Consider the following 17,733-nt stretch of genomic DNA (forward strand, 5'->3'; position numbering starts at 1 on the left):
ACGATTGCACGCCATAACCAAAAATTAACTTGGTAAATTATGTATGATAGTTCGTTCGTAAGCTTTGAAAAGCCGTCTATGTAAAGGATGAATCACTAAAAACTCGTATGCTGGCCAAGAACGATGTACTGGATGTAACAAGCTGCAATGGCTATTTTGGCTGTGAACTAAAACGTTTATTGACATTGTAGATTAGAAAACTCAGAGCAATAGAATTATATAGATGTAAAAATGAATACAACCACTCCAATATCCGGTAGTGGTTGTATCTTATTTTCAACTAAATTTGTAAGTAGAGTTAAAAAGAAGTGATTCTTCAGTGGGCCAACGTGAGTAGGGACGTGTCCTCTTGCTGCTGGATCAAATCAGCATACTGAACAGATTAACATCCTTGTTGATCTCCACGTAGTCGACGCCCTTCTGCTTCATCCGCTCAATCAGCGGAGCGTAGGCATCGGTGGACATCAGCTCAATGCCGACCAGGGCCGGGCCGTTCTCCTTCTCATTCTTCTTCGTGTACTCGAACCGGGTGATATCATCGTCCGGTCCGACCACCTCGGTCAGGAACTCGCGCAGGGCACCCGCGCGCTGCGGGAAGTTGACCATGAAGTAATGCTTAAGGCCTTCATAGATCAGGGAACGCTCCTTGATCTCCTGCATCCGGTCGATATCGTTGTTGCCGCCGCTGACGATGCAGACCACGCTTTTGCCGCGGATCTGATCACGGTACATGTCCAGTGCAGCAATCGGGAGGGAACCGGCAGGCTCCACCACAATGGCGTTCTCGTTATACAGCTCCAGAATAGTGGTACATGCCTTGCCCTCCGGCACCTTCACCACATCATCCAGCAGCTTCGAGCAGATATCGAAGGTCAGGCCGCCCACACGCTTCACCGCCGCGCCGTCTACGAACTTGTTAATCTCCTTCAGGGTGACCACCTCGCCGCTCTCCATAGCCTCAATCATCGAGGCTGCGCCGCTAGGCTCCACACCAATAACCTTAGTTGCCGGGCTCACCGTCTTGATATAGGTGGCTACACCGGCTGCCAGTCCGCCGCCGCCGATGGTGACGAACACGAAGTCTGCAGGCTTGTCCAGATTCTCCATCACCTCCATGGCGATGGTGCCGTTGCCGGCAATAATACGCGGCTCATCGAACGGATGAATCAGGGTCATGCTATGGTCAATGCAAGCCTGCAGCGCTTCATCATAGGCATCATCGAAGGTATCCCCCTTCAGAATTACCTCGACGAATTCGCCGCCGAAGCGCCGGACCTGCTTAATCTTCTGATTAGGAGTAGTGCTCGGCATGAATATCTTGCCTTTGATGCCTAGTGCCTTGCAGGAATACGCCACACCCTGAGCATGATTGCCCGCGCTGGCGCAGACGATGCCCTTGGCTCTGTCTTCGTCAGACAGACTGCGGATCATATTATAGGCTCCCCGGATTTTGAAGGAGCGCACAATCTGCAGATCCTCACGTTTCAAATACACATTACAGCCGTATTTGGCCGACAATACCGCATCCAGCTGGAGCGGCGTACGGACGATAACCTCCCGCAGCACATGGTGTGCGCGTACAATATCTTCCATTCCTACGATCCGGTTTTCGCCTTCTCTCATGTTTTTCCCGCCTCACTGTCTCTTTCTTATCGTTTCGCTTCTTGTAACATACTCTTCCGAGGACTTTTTTTCAACCCTTGTCCTCTCCACACACCATAACATCCACTGAGAGCGGAATTGAGCGCAGCAGCTCCCTGCCGGTAAGCAAGCGGGCGGCCCGGCATCTACCAGCCGGACCGCCCGCTCAACGCAGCCCTCTATACCTTAAACCTCGACACCGCACTCAGCAGCTGCGCCGAGCTGTGCTTAATCTCCTCCATCTCGGCCACGATGCTGCCGGACCGCCCGATGATCTGCTCCGCTCCGGCAGCAATGGCTCCCGCTCCTTCCGCCCCCTCATTCGTCGCGCTCCCCGTCTCGCTGATCGCAGTAAGCATGCTCTGGATGGAAGCCAGCAGCTCTTCCGAGGTGGCGCTGAAGTCCGTCACCAGCTCCTCGATGTACCGGGCATCCTCACTGTACCGCTCTCCGGTCTCCTGCATGGCATCGTAGTCCTCCTTCACCTGGCTGTCCATGAAGCCAAGCATACTCTCCGCAGCCTCCACCAGATTGGACACCGCCTCAATTACCGCCCCAGTCACTCCCTGGATCTCAGTCACCGTCTCACGCGAGTTATCGGCTAGCTTACGGATCTCCTCTGCTACTACAGCGAACCCCCGGCCCGCTTCCCCGGCCCGTGCCGCCTCAATTGAAGCATTCAGCGATAACAGGTTGGTCTGGGCGGCGATTTCAAGAATGGCGCCCGTAAGCGCGCTGATCTGCGAGATCGATCCCGACTGTTCAATAGCCGTGCGCAGCTTCTCTTCACTAAGCCCATACACGGTATCCGCCTGTGTGCGGGATTCCCTTGCCATCTCCTTCAGCCGCTCCGCCCGTATGTTAATTTCTCCGGCGGCTTCCGCCCCCTCCTGGGCTTTGCGGGCAATCCCGTTGACCGCAGCCTCGATCTGGGTTGTGCTGGCATTCATCTCCTCCATCGAGGCGGCGGTCTGCTGCAGGCCTGCCGACAGCTCCTCCGTAACCCCAGAGATTTCGGTGATGCTGCCGTCCAGCACGAATACGTTCTGCTCTGTATTCCCCACCGCGCCCGAGATACTCTGCGAGCTGTGCATGATCTCCTGAATCAGCGACTGCTGCGAGGCAATCATATCGTTGAAGCCCTCGGCCAGCACCCCGATCTCGCCTCCCGCGGTCACTCTTGCCCTCACCGACAGGTCTCCTTCCTTCGCCTGTCCGAACGCAGCTGTGAGCAGCGGAATCTGCTTCAGAATACTGCCGGAGACCAGATACAACAGAACAGACAGCACCGCGATTGAAGCCATAATCGAGAGGAAGAAAATCAGCTCGAAGCGCTTCAGCTCCAGCTCCGCATGCTTCTGCGGTACGATCAGCGCGACTGACCACTGGTTAGCCACAGCCGGTGAATAGGATACATAGCTGGGCTCGCCGTCCATGTCCGTCCGGATGACATTAGAGCCCCACTGCAGCATTTTATCGCCAACAGTCTTCCACGATCCGCCCAGGTCAGCCATCTTCTTCAGCAGGATATTATCGGGATTGGGATGGTAGATGAAGGTCCCTGTCTCATCAATCAGCACGGCATAGCCGCTGCCCTTATAATTAAAAGCGCCCAGCGCCGCTGTAATCTGCTCAATCGAAATATCTGCACTCGCCACACCGATCAGCTTGCCCGAATCATCAAGCAGCGGTGTGCTGACACTGACGACCATTTTGCCCGACCCGGCATCAATATAAGGATTGGTAATCGTAACACGCTTGTTCGCAGCCGTAGCGGAATACCAGCTTCGCTCCTTCAGCACGTAGTCTGCCGGAGGCTCGAATTCATCCTGGGTTATCACCTTGTTCACCGCATCCAGACCTATGTATACATTAAGCAGATTCTTATTGTTGTTCTTGATCAGGTTCAGCGTCTGGATCAGCTCCGTGTACCCGTCCGTAGTCTTCAGCGTCTGCGCATCGTTCACCCTTAGAATGAAGTCGCGGATATAGGCGTTGGCATTAAGCAGCGCCACACTGTCCACAGCAGGCTGCAGCAGGTCATTGACCTGTACCCCGATCTCCCCTTTCTCATATGTCAACGAGCTCTTCAGTCCGTCCACGATTAGCTGCTTGGCATTGCTGTAGATCACTACAGACACGGCCATGAAAATAACCACCACAGACAAAATCACTGATAAAAACAGCTTGCCGCGAATCCCCATATTCCTTAATGCCTTCATAGAACTCCCCCATCCCCATGTCAATAGACTCAGGCCTTAAGCTCTACCTGCGGCTATTCTCTGTCTTTTCGACTTATTTCTGCAAAAAATCCCTTTATCCCTGTACCGTTTCTCCGTAAGCTGTGAAAAAACTGTGACCATGTCAGGTATTTTATCACGATTATCCTGTCACACCCCTGTTTTCCCCTCATTCCGGCTTTTTCATGTCAGGTTTTTTACATAAAAAAAATACCCCCTCGTCTCTGCTGTATTCAGCAAATAAAAGGGAGTATGAGGAGTACACCGTCCTACTGTTCCAGCAGTTCTTGAAACCACTTCAGGTTCAATTCATGGTGTGCTCTGACATTATTCATCATCGATTTGGCCGTATCATAGATCTTATCTTGCTTGGCATCCAGCGCATGGTCAATCTCAGCAATCTTACGCCGTGTCTGCTCCATCTGCACCGCTACAGCCGCCTTGAATTGCTCAGAATCATATTGGTGGGCGAACAGCGTCGTCATATAAAAGGCTAACGTAATATCGTCTGTCTGCAGCGAGTATTTGGCCATCAGCCCTTTGAAATGCTCATCACCCTGCGGTGTAATCTCGTAGATATATTGCTCGGGATAGTTGTTGACGCTCACGACCTCCACCAGCCGGACCAAGCCTTCACCCGCTAACTTCTGGAGGTTGTAATACAGCGATCCCTTCGTCATATGAACAAGATACCTGTAATCCCGCTCCTTGAAGACACTGAGCAATTCATAAGCGCTGGATTGTCCGCAATCCTTCAGCAGACCCAGTATAAGTAAGGGTATAATAGCGAATTCCTCTTTCTGTATTTATTGAGAATCACCGAATTTATTGAAAATCACCGAGATGCTCCGCGATCCATTCTCTGAACGTATAAGGCTCCCGGCCAAGAATCGTCAGCACCGTGTCCGTCACGTCGAGCTTATGCTTCAGGCTATACTCCCAATCCTGAACTCTAAGGGTAATGTACTCTTCAGCGATGTACTTGCTCATATAAGAACGGAAGTCCCTGATCGTCTGCTCTTCCAGTTGAATGGATTGCCCCAGCTGCTTGGAGATTTGTGTTAATATGTTCCGCTGGCTAAGAATATTTGCTCCTGTGAGCGTCAAGACCTGCCCGGAGAATCTGTCAAAATCCGCTACAACCTCACTGATCACTTCGGCAATATCTGCTTCATGCACACTGGCCAGCTTTGCCTCCAGAGCCGGTAGCCGGATCGTCCCCTTATTGTATCTAAAAAGGTCCCTCCAGTAAACGGTATTATGCATGAAGGCCTCCGCCCGGATATACACATACCGAAAGCCATACGCCTGAATCTGCTCCTCGACCTTCTTATGTTTCATAGCGTTCTCATTGTAACCGGCATCCGAGCGGTTGATGGAAGCTGAGGATAAGAACACGATGTTCCGCACCCCCTTGTCCCGGGCCGCCTGCAGAATCTCTTCGGCATCATCCAGCAGGATCAGGAATAAGGTCTCCACACCGCTCAGGCTGTCTGACCAGGTGCTGCAATCCTTAATATCGCCAGTGACGATAGTCATGTGATCGCTCTGATCACTTATCAGCTTCTCCGGTGTCCGGGTGAGGGCTTTGAAATGGACAGCCTTAGACTTGAGGTGATGTACAACACGGCTTCCAACGGTTCCAGTTGCTCCAGTAATAAATAACATTAGGAGGACCTCTTTTCAGATAATTTAGTCTAATTAGACTACAATTCATAATATAGTCTAATTAGACCATATTGGCAAGGGTATTATCAAAAAAACACAGCCCCGAAGGACTGTGTCTGGTATTCATCTATAGCGTCTATTGCTTCAGCATCCACTTAAGCAGGTCCGGCAGGCTCGCCCACAAGCGCGAGTGCATAATTACATATTCAATCGCTTCATTGGGATCACCCATCCCGACAAAATCCGGAAGATTATTCGGCAGCCGCTTCAAGCCCAGCAGGTAATCCGGCACATGCTTGTTCACTCCGCGGGCTATGCGGTAGAGCATTTTGAGCTGCGAGGTAATCCCGTTCTTCTTGAACTCCAGCACAATCCGGTCATAGGCAAAAGCCGCCGCCGCATCCTCTTCACCGTAGTTCTTAATAATCCGCTCTGCTTCTTCAAGCTGGTTGCTATACAGGTATACAGCAGTCAGCAGATAGCGGGCACCGGTATTATCATCCTGATTAAGCTCCAGAATATGCTCCAGCATCTCTGTTGCTTCCTCCGCCTTACCGCCGAACCAGCAGGATTCCGCGTAGCTCTGGCAGATCCGGATATAAGGACGGGTCTCATAGAGCCCCCAGAAGAACCCTTTATGCTTCGTGAAATAAGACTCGCCCAGCTCCCGTCTGCCTGCGGCGATTCCCGCCTTCAGCAGCTCGCGGGCGTCCTCCTCATTCTCCGTCTCCTCGGCCAGAATAAGGTAGGCTTCCGGGCTGTCCGGATAGAGCTCCAGCGCCTTCTCCGCCAATTGGACCCGGCGCTTCGCAGAGGTTGCCTCCATAGCTTGGGCCAGAAGGGTCTGTGCCTTCTCCTGCGGAGTTTCCGCTCCGTTCAGCGCCATCAAATCGTCCGCTTCCCCGGTCATGCCGTATTCCTCGACATAGTTATAGATCTCTTTAACCTTGCGGGAGATCGTGGCCGTGGTAATCGCGTATTTATCCGCCAGCTCCGCCTGCGACAGCATGAAGCCGTATTCCTCGGACAGCAGGTATTCGATTGCCGCACAGAAGGAGCCTGTCTTCTTCACGGCCGGCTTGGTCTGGCGGGAGAAACCGTTCCACAGCAGCAGTGCTTCCAGAATCAGCTCCCGGTCATACTGGCCTCTCATGTGCTCGATCAGCTCCAGCGCCAGCTGTTCATGGGCCGGATGCTCCCAGTTCAGCTCCTTCGCCACCATCTTCTTCAGCTTAGGCAGCGTTAGCTTGCCCGCAGCAGGGGCAGCACTTACCGTAGCCGGTTGTTCCTCGTGCACAATTACGCCGGGGATGGTCACAGGCGCTTGCGCAGCTGCATCTCCTGCGTTAACCAGCCGCAGCATCGACTGGGCCGCCGCTCTGTCTTTCTCCATGCAGCATTTCTTATATTTGTTCCCGCTTCCACACGGGCATAAGTCGTTTCTTCCTACCTTACTCAAAACTAATTCCCCCTTAAATCAGTAACTGTACATCCGCATAAGCATCGCTGTTATTGTACTATTATAGCATTCGTTATGGAATTGTTAAAAAAGGCCTTTCCTTAGAAAGGAAAGACCCTTTATCTGTATATATCCGCACATTTTCCCCCGTACGAGTTGTATTATAGCACTTCTTCTACAACTTGTCAGTCCTTTTTTTGGGACTTTCTCCTCAGACCAGTGCCTTCATTGCGATATCACTGCGGTTTTGTTTACCTGCAAACGTAATACTCTCCGCACTGGCATAGGCCGATGTACGCGCTTCGGCAATGGTGGCCCCCAGGCCTACCACTCCAAGCACGCGGCCGCCGGTGGTCACCCATCCGCCGTCTTCGCTGCGTGCGGTTCCGGCATGGAAGACCAGCGCAGAGCCGCTGTCTTCCAGCCCGCTGATCGGCACACCTTTCGGGTAAGGCCCGGGATACCCCTCCGAGGCAAGCACCACGCAGACTGCCGCTTCGTCACTCCACTCGATCGGAATATCGGCGAGTCTGCCTTCGGTCACCGCCAGGAAGATCTCCAGCAGATCGCTTCGCAGCCGGGGAAGAACTACCTGGGTCTCCGGGTCGCCGAAGCGGGCGTTGAATTCAATCGTCTTTGGTCTGCCGTCCGGCGAGATCATCAGCCCGGCGAACAGCACGCCGCTGAAGGGCCGTCCCTCAGCTACCATAGCCTTGGCTGTCGGTTCAATAATCGTCTCCACCGCTTTACGGATGATCGCTTCATCGATATGCGGCAGCGGGGAATAGGTCCCCATGCCTCCCGTATTAGGTCCTTTATCGCCGTCGAATACAGGCTTATGGTCCTGAGCCGCAGCCATCGGCCGCACCGTTTCACCATCCACGAACGCCAGAATCGACATTTCCTGCCCGGCAAGGAACTCCTCAATGACTACCTGCGCCCCTGCTTCCCCAAAAACCTTGTCGACCATAATCTCCTGAAGGGCCTGCTCCGCTTCCTCCCGGGAATACGCTACGGTTACCCCTTTGCCTGCGGCCAGGCCGTCCGCCTTGATGACAATCGGCAGCTCTTGGCTCCGCAGATAAGACAGGGCTGTCTCATAATCGCTGAATTTCTCATAAGCGGCTGTCGGAATGCTGTATTTATGCAGCAGATCTTTCATGAAGGTCTTGCTGCCCTCAATCTCTGCGGCATTCTTACGCGGGCCGAATACAGGGATATCCTGGGCTTCGAAGACATCCACAATGCCTGCAGCGAGCGGATCATCCGGTCCAATGACTACCAGACCTACCTTCTTCTCCTTGGCAAAAGCGGTCAGCTTATCGAACTCGAAGACGCCGATCGGCACACATTCCGCAAGCTGCGCAATCCCGGCATTGCCGGGAGCGCAGTAGATTTTACCGGCACGGGGACTGCGGGACAAGCTCCAGATGATCGCATGCTCGCGTCCGCCGCCGCCGACTACTAAAATATCCATAAGGCTCTGATCCTCCCAGCGTGCTAGTGTTTGAAGTGGCGTACGCCGGTGAAGACCATGGCAATGCCGTATTCATTGGCAACCTTAACCGATTCCTCGTCCTTGATCGAGCCTCCCGGCTGAATAACTGCCGTAATGCCCGCCTTCGCAGCCATTTCCAGGGTATCGCCCATCGGGAAGAAGGCATCTGATGCCAGAACAGCACCCTTCGCTTTCTCGCCTGCTTGCTCAATGGCAATCTTGGCCGCACCGACACGGTTCATCTGTCCTGCACCTACACCGACCGTCATATCGTCAGCCGCCAGCACGATGGCGTTGGACTTCACATGCTTCACGACCTTCCAGCCGAACAACAGCTGCTTCAGCTCTTCTTCGGTAGGCTTACGGTCGGTTACCACTTGCAATTCCTCAGGATTCACAGAGTGTACATCGCTCTCCTGCACCACCATTCCTCCTTCAATGGAGGTGACCACAAAGCTGCTCTTGCGGGATGCGGCAGTGCTGAGGTTGCCCAGCTTAAGCAGGCGGATATTCTTTTTCTTCGTGAGGATCTCCAGCGCCTCGTCCGTGAAGCCTGGGGCCAAGACGATTTCGAGGAAAATATCCTTCAGCAGATTAGCCGTGTCCGCATCAATAATCCGGTTGGCTGCCACAATTCCGCCGAAGATGGAGGTAGGGTCCGCATTGTATGCTTTTTGATAAGCTTCATAGACACTTGTGCCCACACCGACTCCGCAAGGATTCATATGCTTCACGGCTACAACGGCAGGCTCTTCGAACTCTTTGACAATCTGGAGCGCCGCGTTCGCGTCATTGATATTGTTGTAGGACAGCTCTTTGCCGTGCAGCTGCTCGGCAGCCGTAAGGGTATCCTGCGCCGCCAGCGGCTTGCGGTAGAACGCAGCCTTCTGATGCGGGTTCTCCCCGTAACGCAGATCCTGGATTTTCTCATAAGTGACCGTATAGCGCTCCGGCAGCGGTTCACCGGTGACATTCGCCAGATAATCGGCAATCAGGGCGTCGTAAGCCGCCGTATGGCGGAAGACTTTGGCCGCAAGACGTTTGCGGGTTGCAAGGGTTGTATCTCCACCGGCGCGTACTTCTTCAAGCACATTCGCATAGTCGGCCGCATCGACCACCACACTGACAAACGCATGGTTCTTCGCCGCAGAACGCAGCATCGTCGGTCCGCCGATATCAATGTTCTCGATCGCCTCTTCATAAGACACATCCGGCTTGGCAATCGTCTCCGCGAACGGATACAGATTCACCACGACAAGGTCGATGTAATCAAGGCCAAGCTCATTCATCTGACGGGTATGCTCTTCGTTGTCACGAACGGCCAGGAGGCCGCTGTGTACGGCTGGATGTAAGGTTTTGACGCGTCCATCCATGATCTCAGGGAAGCCGGTAACGTCAGAGATGCCAATGACCGGAACGCCTTCCTTCGCGAGAAGTGTGCTGGTGCCGCCTGTGGAGATAATTTCTACGCCTAATGCAGACAACTCGCGGCAAAAATCCACGATGCCCTGTTTGTCCGATACGCTGACCAGCGCTCTCTTGATACTCACTTTGAATAGTCCTCCTCTGGATTCACGCTAGATTATTGGGGTATTGTAAGAGTTACTTGATGAATCGGCTGCTCTTGAAGACGGCTTGCACCCACTCATTGGCGCTGATTTAGTTGGATTTTTGTTATCTAATTCCGGCGGGGAAGCACGTAGCGGGGCAGTAGTTGGAAAATGTACACTTAAATGACGCCAGATATGGTCAATCATTCGATTGGGGCCGGATTAGCTGTACTTTTTCCACTTACGCTCCGTTCACCGCATAGATCAGCCAGATTAGATGGAGAAAATCCACCTGTTCCAGCAGCTTAGCTTATTGAGTTGGGAATACTGAACCTTTAAATCAAATGATCCCCGTGCCTATGAATGTTTGCCGGATGAACTCCGGATGATTACAGCAACGAATCCTGTAGAACAAACTATTAATTTAGAATTTCCTGGAGTTTCTGTCCTGCTATTTGTGCTTCTGTCCTTATGCCAGCAAACCTGTATTTTCGCAATTTCCGGCCATGCCGCCAGAGCTTCCGTCAATTTCTGACGCCTCAGCAGTATTTCCCGAGAAATATACAGCTACTTCTATTTATCGCCAATGGTCGCCATTCTTCCGTTCAATTCTACTTTTCCGGCGGCAAAAGCACTTACCACCTCAGGATATAGCGCGTATTCCACCTGATGGATGCGTGCAGCCAGCGATTCGGCGGTATCTCCAGACTGGACCTCCACGCTGCGCTGGGCAATCACCGGTCCCGTATCCATGCCTCCATCTACAAAATGCACGGTCACGCCCGTCAGCTTCACGCCATACTCCAGCGCCTGCCCGATGGCGTCCTTCCCGGCAAACGCCGGCAGCAGCGAAGGATGAATGTTGATGATCCGTCCGGCATACGGTGCGAGCAGAACGGGGGAGATCAGCCGCATATAGCCGGCCAGCACCACCAGTCCGATGTTCCGGCGCTGCAATTCAGCCACAATCGCGGCCTCGTACTGCTCCCGGCCCGCGAAGTCCTTCGGCCGCAGCAGCAGAGCAGGAATTCCTGCCTCCTCTGCCCGCTGTGCTACAGGCGCTTCCGGTTTATCCGAGACCAGCAGCTCTATGCTGCCTCCGCCCAGCCTGCCCTCCCGCTGTGCCTGGACCAGTGCAGCGAAATTGCTGCCCGTTCCAGAGGCAAAGACAGCGATTCGGCTCCACTCCATCAGACTTCAACTCCCGTGAAGGTAACGATGCGCTCTCCTTTAGTAACCGTGCCGATCCGGTAAGCCTCTTCCCCGCTGGCCTTAAGCAGCTCCAGCGCACGCTCTCCGTCCGCTTCCGCCACTACCAGCACCAGCCCCACGCCCATATTGAACGTGGTGAACATGTCGCGGTTGCTTACCTGCCCCTTGCTCTGCATCAGGCTGAAGACCGGCTGAATCGGCCAGGAGCCGTAGTTGATCTCTACATTTACATTATCCGGCAATACACGCGGAATGTTCTCGATGAACCCGCCGCCGGTAATATGGGCCATGCCCTTGACCGGAAGCTGTTCGAGCAGAGCAAGCAGCGGCTTCACGTAGATCCGGGTTGGAGCCAGCAGAACGTCCGCCAGCGGCGCTCCCAGCTCCGGTACAACCTCATCCAGGCCGTAACCGTCTTCCTCCAGCAGCAGCTTGCGCACCAGCGAGAAGCCATTGCTGTGAATCCCGCTCGAAGCCAGTCCAATAACTGTGTCTCCTGGAGCAATGTCTGCTCCGGTGACCAGCTTCGCCTTATCGGCCACGCCGACAGTGAATCCGGCGATATCATATTCGCCCGCCGCATACATGCCCGGCATCTCGGCAGTCTCGCCGCCGATCAGCGCGCAGCCCGCCTGATGGCAGCCTTCCGCGATCCCGGATACGATGGCTTCAATCTTTTCCGGCACAACCTTATCGCAGGCCAGATAATCGAGGAAGAACAGCGGCTCAGCGCCCTGTACCACGATGTCATTCACGCACATGGCGACCGCATCGATGCCAATCGTGTCGTGGCGGTCAGCCGCGAACGCGATTTTCAGCTTCGTGCCCACACCATCTGTTCCCGATACGAGAACCGGCTCTTCGTACTTGTCCTTATTCAGGCCGAACAGGGCGCCGAAGCCGCCCAGCTCCGTCATCACTTCCGGACGGTATGTGCGCTTCACATGCTTCTTCATGCGTTCTACTGCTTCATTGCCAGCCGCAATATCCACTCCGGCTTTCTTGTACGCTTCTGACACGTTTGGACACCTCATTTAGATTAGTTTAGAGCGCGGGTTCGGGGCGGCAGGGATTTGAAACCTTCACTTCTGGGGTGGTTATAGTCGTCATTCCGAGGAACATTTGGACTTCCGGCCGCTGTTATGGCCCGATTTCCTGATTGATACCGCTATTTGCGGTAGAAATCGGGCCATAAAGGCGGACGCTACCGCTCCTACAGTTCCAAATTTCCTCTCCATGACTCCAACCACCGGGTTTAAATCCCTGCCGCAAGCCGAAGCTTCGCGCCTTGCACAGCGGCAAGGGGTCGGCGCTGGGCTTCGCACAGCGCCTCCTTAGGCGACCGGTCCCCCGACTTTGCGGCAGCAAACAGGACGGGGGCGGGAGCTTGGCCTGCACGGGCGAAGCCGTGCGGGCTCTTAAAGCGACCGTCACCCCGATTTTGCGGCAGCAAATAGGACGGGGGCGGGAGCTTGGCCTGCACGGGGCGAAGCCGTGCGGGCCTTAAGGCGACAGAATCTCCGGATTTGCGCAGCAAACAGGACAGATTCTGGAGCCGGAGGGGCCGGCGGACCGCAGGCCGCCGGGGGGCAGCGCCGCTAAGCGTGTCCCGTCCGTGCGCAGCACACAGGGACAAAGCGGGGACCCGCACCCAAGCCTACTTAGCAAGTTTAGAGCAAGCTCCTTCCACCAAACTTTCGGGTGGCCGGAGGGCAGCGCCCTCCGGAATCCCCCTTCGCAAGGGGGACTTAGGGGGATGTTAACAGCTGCATCCATCCTTCTCTTCCCCGCCGAAATCCACCTGCGTCGGGTAATCATTGTCGAAGCAGGACAGGCATAGGCCGCCTTTATAGTCGTCACTATTATAGCCGCCGATGGACTGGATCAGCCCTTCGGGAGAGAGGAACGCCAGAGAATCGGCGTTGATCTCCTCGCACATCTCGGCGATGGTCTTGTAAGAGGCAATCAGCTCCCGGCGGTCGGGAGTATCGATGCCATAGAAGCACGGATTCTTGAACGGCGGCGAGGTAATCCGCACATGGACCTCTAAGGCTCCGGCTTCGCGCAGCAGGTTGACGATCCGGCGCGAAGTGGTACCCCGCACGATCGAATCGTCGATCATCACTACGCGCTGGCCTTCCACGACGCGGCGTACCGCGCTGAGCTTCATCTTGACGCCCTGCTCACGCAGCTCCTGACTGGGCTGGATGAACGTACGGCCGGTATATTTGTTCTTGATTAGTCCCAGCTCGTACGGGATGCCCGTCTGCTCGGCATAGCCGATGGCGGCGGAGATACTGGAATCCGGCACGCCGGTGACAATATCCGCATCCACGAAGGCTTCGAGCGCCATACGGCTGCCCATACGCTTGCGGGCGGAGTGCAGGTTGGAGCCGTTCAGGTCGCTGTCCGGGCGGGCGAAGTAGATGTACTCCATCGCACACAGTGCTTTGCGCTTAGGCTCTGCGAAGCGGTCTTCACGGAAGCCGTTCTGATCCAGCACCAACAGCTCACCCGGTTCAATATCACGCACCAGCTCAGCGCCGATGACTTCAAGCGCACACGACTCGGAAGCGAAGACATAGGCTTCGCCCAGACGGCCCATCACGAGCGGACGGAGTCCGTGGGTATCTGAGGCGACAATCAGCTTGTCATTGGTCATCAAGAGGAAGGCGAAGCCGCCGACCAGCTGCGACAAGGCATCCTTCGTCGCTTCGACAAAATCCTTCTGTGACCGCGCAATCAGATGCGCCAGCACCTCGGTATCACTAGTCGTCTGGAAGATCGAGCCGCCCTGTTCGAGCTGCTTGCGGATCAGCGGCTCGTTGACGATGTTGCCGTTCGTGGCAATCGCCAGATCGCCGTCACGGTATTTGAAGACCAGCGGCTGCGCATTGGTCAGCCGGCTGTCTCCGCTGGTGGAGTACCGCACATGGCCGATGGACATGTCTCCCACCAGTGAAGCGATTTTGTCTTTATCGAAGACTTCCTTCACCAGGCCCATGCCGCGGTGATAGTTGAAGTCGCGTCCATCCGCCACGCAGATGCCCGCGCTCTCTTCTCCCCGGTGCTGCAGGGCATGCAGGCCATAATAGGACATGGAGGCAGCCTCCGGGTGTCCGAAGACCCCGAAGACGCCGCATTCTTCTTTTAACGTGTCAAAAATATCTCCCGAGCCCGTTCCTTCATTGTAAAAGTCGCCGGTCCACAGGATAGGGGCTTCCTGCTTTTTCCCGGTCTTTATTTCATAAGACATGGAATAGCATCCTCCCAAATGGTCTTCAGTTCGCTAACAGCTTCATCCAGTGCAGACGAACCGTCCAGTGTAACACGCAGGCGCTCTCCGCCCACGGTTCCAATGATCTCTACAGGCACGCCGTACGCAGCAACTGCCGCCTTCAGTTCCTCTGCATGCTCAGGTGCCGAAGTCAGAATTATACGGGACTGGCTCTCGCTGAACAGCGCCACATCCGGGCGTAATCCGCCCGCAGACAGTTCAATATTCGCGCCGGTGCTGCCGCTGATACAGCTCTCTGCCAGGGCTCCGGCCAGACCGCCTTCAGACAAGTCATGAGCCGAACGGACCACACCGCTACGAATCGCAGCCAGAACAGCATCGAGCAGCTTGCGCTCTGTAGCCAAGTCCAGCTCCGGTGGACGGCCTTCAGTCACGCCGTGAACGGCATACTGGAATTCACTGCCGCCCAGCTCTGCCTTCGTCACACCCAGGAGCAATACAGCATCGCCTTCCTGCTTGAACGCCTGGGTTGTAATGTGATCCGTATCTTCAATGAGACCGACCATGCCAACAACAGGTGTCGGGTAGATGGACCCGGAGGCATTTTCGTTATACAGGCTGACATTCCCGCCGATAACCGGCGTATCCAGCACCCGGCAAGCTTCCGCCATACCGTCTACCGCCCGCTCCATCTGCCAGAAGATCTCCGGCTTCTCCGGGCTGCCGAAGTTCAGGTTGTCCGTAATCGCCAGCGGCTGGGCACCGGAGCAGACGATGTTGCGCGCCGCTTCGCTGACAGCAATGCGTCCGCCCACTTCAGGGTCCAGATAGACATAACGGCCGTTGCAGTCAGTCGTCATCGCCAGACCTTTGCGGGTGCCATGAATGGTTACCACTGCCGCATCGGAACCCGGACGAACCGCAGTACTGGTGCGTACCATGTAATCATATTGGTTGTACACCCATGCTTTGCTTGCTACCGTAGGCGAACCCAGTACGGTACGCAAAGCGCCGCCCAGATCGGTAACTTCTTCATAACGGAGCGTATCTACCGTGGCATTCTCCTCATAATAAGCAGGAACTGCCGATGGTTTGTTATAAATAGGGCATTCATCCACCAGCGCCTTCACCGGCATATCGCCTACTACTTCACCGTGATGGAACAGCTTCAGGCGGCCGTCATCGGTCACCTTACCCACCTTGCGGCAGATGACGCCCCAACGATCGAAGATTTCCTGGGCCTGAGCCTCATCCTTAGGCTCCACCACGAACAGCATCCGCTCCTGGGATTCCGAGAGCATCATCTCATACGGGGTCATCCCGTCTTCACGCTGCGGCACCTGATCCAGATAGAGTTCCAGACCGTTGCCTGCCTTGCTCGCCATTTCCGCGCTGGAGCAGGTCAGTCCGGCTGCGCCCATATCCTGAATGCCGAGGACGATACCGCTGTCGATCAGCTCCAGGCAGGATTCCATTACCAGCTTCTCCATGAACGGATCGCCGACCTGAACCGCTGTCTTCTTAGCTTCGGATTCTTCGCTCAGTTCCACAGAGGCAAAGGTCGCACCGTGAATCCCGTCACGGCCAGTAGGCGGACCTACGTAGAAGACAGGGTTGCCCACCCCTTTAGCAACGCCGCGCTGGATTTTGTCATGATCAATCAGACCGACACACATCGCGTTCACCAGCGGATTACCGTCATAGCTGTTGTCGAACATAACTTCCCCGCCGACAGTAGGGATGCCGATACAGTTGCCGTAGCCTGCAATCCCGGACACGACATGCTCGAACAGATATTTGACCCGGTCACTTTCCAGCTTCCCGAAACGCAGGGAGTTCAGCAAGGCCACCGGTCTTGCTCCCATGGAGAAAATATCGCGGATAATCCCGCCCACTCCAGTCGCCGCGCCCTGATAAGGCTCTACCGCCGACGGATGGTTGTGGCTTTCGATTTTGAAGACAACGGCCTGGTTATCACCGATGTCCACGATGCCCGCGCCTTCACCCGGTCCCATCAGCACCTTCGGCCCGCTTGTCGGGAAGCGGCTCAGCAGCGGCTTGGAGTTCTTATATGCACAGTGCTCAGACCACATGACGCTGAACACACCGATTTCTGTATAATTGGGCTTACGTCCCATGAAGGAGGTAATGAGCTCATATTCGCTGTCTGATACACCGAACTGACTGTAGATTTTCTGCTCCGCGATCTGCTCTGCGTTCGGCTCCTTAGCGGATACTTGCTGCGTCATAACGATCCCTCCATGTCTTGAGAATGGATGTGAACATCCGTTTGCCGTCTTCCGAGCCCAGCAGGCTGTTCGCTGCACGCTCCGGGTGCGGCATCATGCCGACTACATTGCCCGCCTTATTACTGATTCCGGCAATATCAGCCACCGAACCGTTCGGGTTGTCACTGTAGGTGAATACAATCTGGTTGTTCGCCTGAAGCTCTGCTAGCGTCTCTTCATCACAATAGTAATTGCCTTCGCCATGCGCGATAGGAATGACGATCTCTTCATCCTTCGCATAGTCAATAGTAAACGGGGTTGTGTTATTAACGACCTTAAGCACCGAGTCATGACAACGGAACTTCATCGACATGTTGCGGCGCAGCGCGCCCGGCAGGAGACCTGCTTCGGTCAGAATCTGGAACCCGTTGCAGATACCGAGCACGAATTTGCCCTGCTCTGCCGCCTTAGCCACTTCAGCCATTACCGGAGCGAACCGGGAGATTGCGCCGCAGCGCAGATAGTCACCATAAGAGAAGCCGCCTGGCACAAGAATGCAGTCATACGCCGACAGGTCTGTCGCTGTATGCCATACATAATCTACTGGTTCGCCGAGACTGTCTTCTACTGCCTTGTAGCAGTCAATGTCACAATTGGAGCCTGGAAAGACAAGTACCGCAAATTTCATGACGTTTAGTCCTCCAATTCGTAGCGGTAATCCTCGATCACCGTGTTGGCCAGCAGCTTCTCGCACATGTCCTTCAGGCGTCCTTCCGCTTCAGCGCGGTTATCGGTATCGAGGGTCAGCTCCATATACTTGCCAATCCGCAGACTTTCAACTTCCTGGAATCCAACGGAATGCAGGGCACCCTGCACGGCAACCCCCTGAGGGTCGAGCACGCTTTTCTTGATGGTGACGTAGACTGTCGCTTTTAACATACGCTTGTAGTTCCTCCTAGAGTTTAATGAACTGAATGGGCCTTTATCTGAAAAAGAAAC

The 17,733-nt window shown here is 54.8% G+C and carries 14 protein-coding genes; all 14 read right to left on the reverse strand.

Annotated elements, in window-relative coordinates:
* Positions 1 to 360: 360 nt before the first annotated feature.
* The 14 genes from ilvA to purS all read right to left on the reverse strand — a co-directional run bounded on the left by ilvA (position 361) and on the right by purS (position 17,673).
* On the reverse strand, positions 361 to 1,623 hold the full coding sequence (ilvA, locus tag NST04_RS00110; RefSeq protein WP_341014658.1) for a threonine ammonia-lyase IlvA: 1,263 nt from the start codon (positions 1,621 to 1,623) through the stop codon (positions 361 to 363).
* A 197-nt stretch (positions 1,624 to 1,820) separates the two neighbouring features.
* Positions 1,821 to 3,863, reverse strand: a complete 2,043-nt coding sequence (locus NST04_RS00115; protein WP_341182655.1) for a methyl-accepting chemotaxis protein — start codon at positions 3,861 to 3,863, stop codon at positions 1,821 to 1,823.
* Between the two features lie 287 nt (positions 3,864 to 4,150).
* Entirely contained in the window at positions 4,151 to 4,687 is a 537-nt protein-coding gene (locus NST04_RS00120) for a PadR family transcriptional regulator (protein WP_341185145.1), read from the reverse strand.
* A 19-nt stretch (positions 4,688 to 4,706) separates the two neighbouring features.
* Positions 4,707 to 5,549, reverse strand: a complete 843-nt coding sequence (locus tag NST04_RS00125; RefSeq protein ID WP_341182656.1) for an NmrA family NAD(P)-binding protein — start codon at positions 5,547 to 5,549, stop codon at positions 4,707 to 4,709.
* Positions 5,550 to 5,685: 136 nt separating this feature from the next.
* Positions 5,686 to 7,008, reverse strand: a complete 1,323-nt coding sequence (locus NST04_RS00130; protein ID WP_341182657.1) for an SEC-C metal-binding domain-containing protein — start codon at positions 7,006 to 7,008, stop codon at positions 5,686 to 5,688.
* A 211-nt stretch (positions 7,009 to 7,219) separates the two neighbouring features.
* Positions 7,220 to 8,485: a phosphoribosylamine--glycine ligase gene (gene purD / locus NST04_RS00135; protein WP_341182658.1), complete on the reverse strand. Its 1,266-nt coding sequence runs from the start codon at positions 8,483 to 8,485 to the stop codon at positions 7,220 to 7,222.
* A 23-nt stretch (positions 8,486 to 8,508) separates the two neighbouring features.
* Positions 8,509 to 10,056, reverse strand: a complete 1,548-nt coding sequence (gene purH / locus NST04_RS00140; RefSeq protein ID WP_341182659.1) for a bifunctional phosphoribosylaminoimidazolecarboxamide formyltransferase/IMP cyclohydrolase — start codon at positions 10,054 to 10,056, stop codon at positions 8,509 to 8,511.
* 573 nt (positions 10,057 to 10,629) lie between these two features.
* The gene (gene purN / locus NST04_RS00145) at positions 10,630 to 11,247 is read right to left on the reverse strand and encodes a phosphoribosylglycinamide formyltransferase (RefSeq protein WP_341182660.1); all 618 of its coding nucleotides are present in this window, start codon (positions 11,245 to 11,247) and stop codon (positions 10,630 to 10,632) included.
* Positions 11,247 to 12,287, reverse strand: coding sequence for a phosphoribosylformylglycinamidine cyclo-ligase (gene purM / locus NST04_RS00150; RefSeq protein ID WP_341182661.1), 1,041 nt, complete (start codon positions 12,285 to 12,287; stop codon positions 11,247 to 11,249). The genes purN and purM overlap by 1 nt, the downstream gene beginning before the upstream one ends.
* Positions 12,288 to 12,523: 236 nt before the next feature.
* Complete coding sequence (locus NST04_RS00155; protein WP_341182662.1) at positions 12,524 to 12,904, reverse strand: hypothetical protein; 381 nt, start codon at positions 12,902 to 12,904, stop codon at positions 12,524 to 12,526.
* Between the two features lie 123 nt (positions 12,905 to 13,027).
* On the reverse strand, positions 13,028 to 14,524 hold the full coding sequence (gene purF, locus NST04_RS00160; RefSeq protein WP_341182663.1) for an amidophosphoribosyltransferase: 1,497 nt from the start codon (positions 14,522 to 14,524) through the stop codon (positions 13,028 to 13,030).
* Positions 14,509 to 16,755 (reverse strand): phosphoribosylformylglycinamidine synthase subunit PurL, encoded by a 2,247-nt coding sequence (gene purL, locus NST04_RS00165; protein WP_341182664.1) that lies wholly within the window; start codon positions 16,753 to 16,755, stop codon positions 14,509 to 14,511. Before purL ends, purF begins: the two co-directional genes overlap by 16 nt.
* On the reverse strand, positions 16,733 to 17,422 hold the full coding sequence (gene purQ / locus NST04_RS00170; protein ID WP_341182665.1) for a phosphoribosylformylglycinamidine synthase subunit PurQ: 690 nt from the start codon (positions 17,420 to 17,422) through the stop codon (positions 16,733 to 16,735). Before purQ ends, purL begins: the two co-directional genes overlap by 23 nt.
* A 5-nt stretch (positions 17,423 to 17,427) precedes the next feature.
* Positions 17,428 to 17,673: a phosphoribosylformylglycinamidine synthase subunit PurS gene (gene purS / locus NST04_RS00175; protein ID WP_039298247.1), complete on the reverse strand. Its 246-nt coding sequence runs from the start codon at positions 17,671 to 17,673 to the stop codon at positions 17,428 to 17,430.
* Positions 17,674 to 17,733: the final 60 nt, after the last annotated feature.

Origin of the sequence: Paenibacillus sp. FSL H7-0756, assembly GCF_038006765.1 — a bacterium.
Classification (GTDB): domain Bacteria; phylum Bacillota; class Bacilli; order Paenibacillales; family Paenibacillaceae; genus Paenibacillus_AQ.

What these genes read in the sequence shown, in the direction of transcription:
- ilvA (WP_341014658.1), bottom strand. Translation starts at nt 1,623, where the DNA reads ATGAGAGAAGGCGAAAACCGGATCGTAGGAATGGAAGATATTGTACGC.
- purN (WP_341182660.1), bottom strand. Translation starts at nt 11,247, where the DNA reads ATGGAGTGGAGCCGAATCGCTGTCTTTGCCTCTGGAACGGGCAGCAAT.
- purL (WP_341182664.1), bottom strand. Translation starts at nt 16,755, where the DNA reads ATGACGCAGCAAGTATCCGCTAAGGAGCCGAACGCAGAGCAGATCGCG.
- purD (WP_341182658.1), bottom strand. Translation starts at nt 8,485, where the DNA reads ATGGATATTTTAGTAGTCGGCGGCGGCGGACGCGAGCATGCGATCATC.
- NST04_RS00115 (WP_341182655.1), bottom strand. Translation starts at nt 3,863, where the DNA reads ATGAAGGCATTAAGGAATATGGGGATTCGCGGCAAGCTGTTTTTATCA.
- purQ (WP_341182665.1), bottom strand. Translation starts at nt 17,422, where the DNA reads ATGAAATTTGCGGTACTTGTCTTTCCAGGCTCCAATTGTGACATTGAC.
- purF (WP_341182663.1), bottom strand. Translation starts at nt 14,524, where the DNA reads ATGTCTTATGAAATAAAGACCGGGAAAAAGCAGGAAGCCCCTATCCTG.
- purS (WP_039298247.1), bottom strand. Translation starts at nt 17,673, where the DNA reads ATGTTAAAAGCGACAGTCTACGTCACCATCAAGAAAAGCGTGCTCGAC.
- NST04_RS00125 (WP_341182656.1), bottom strand. Translation starts at nt 5,549, where the DNA reads ATGTTATTTATTACTGGAGCAACTGGAACCGTTGGAAGCCGTGTTGTA.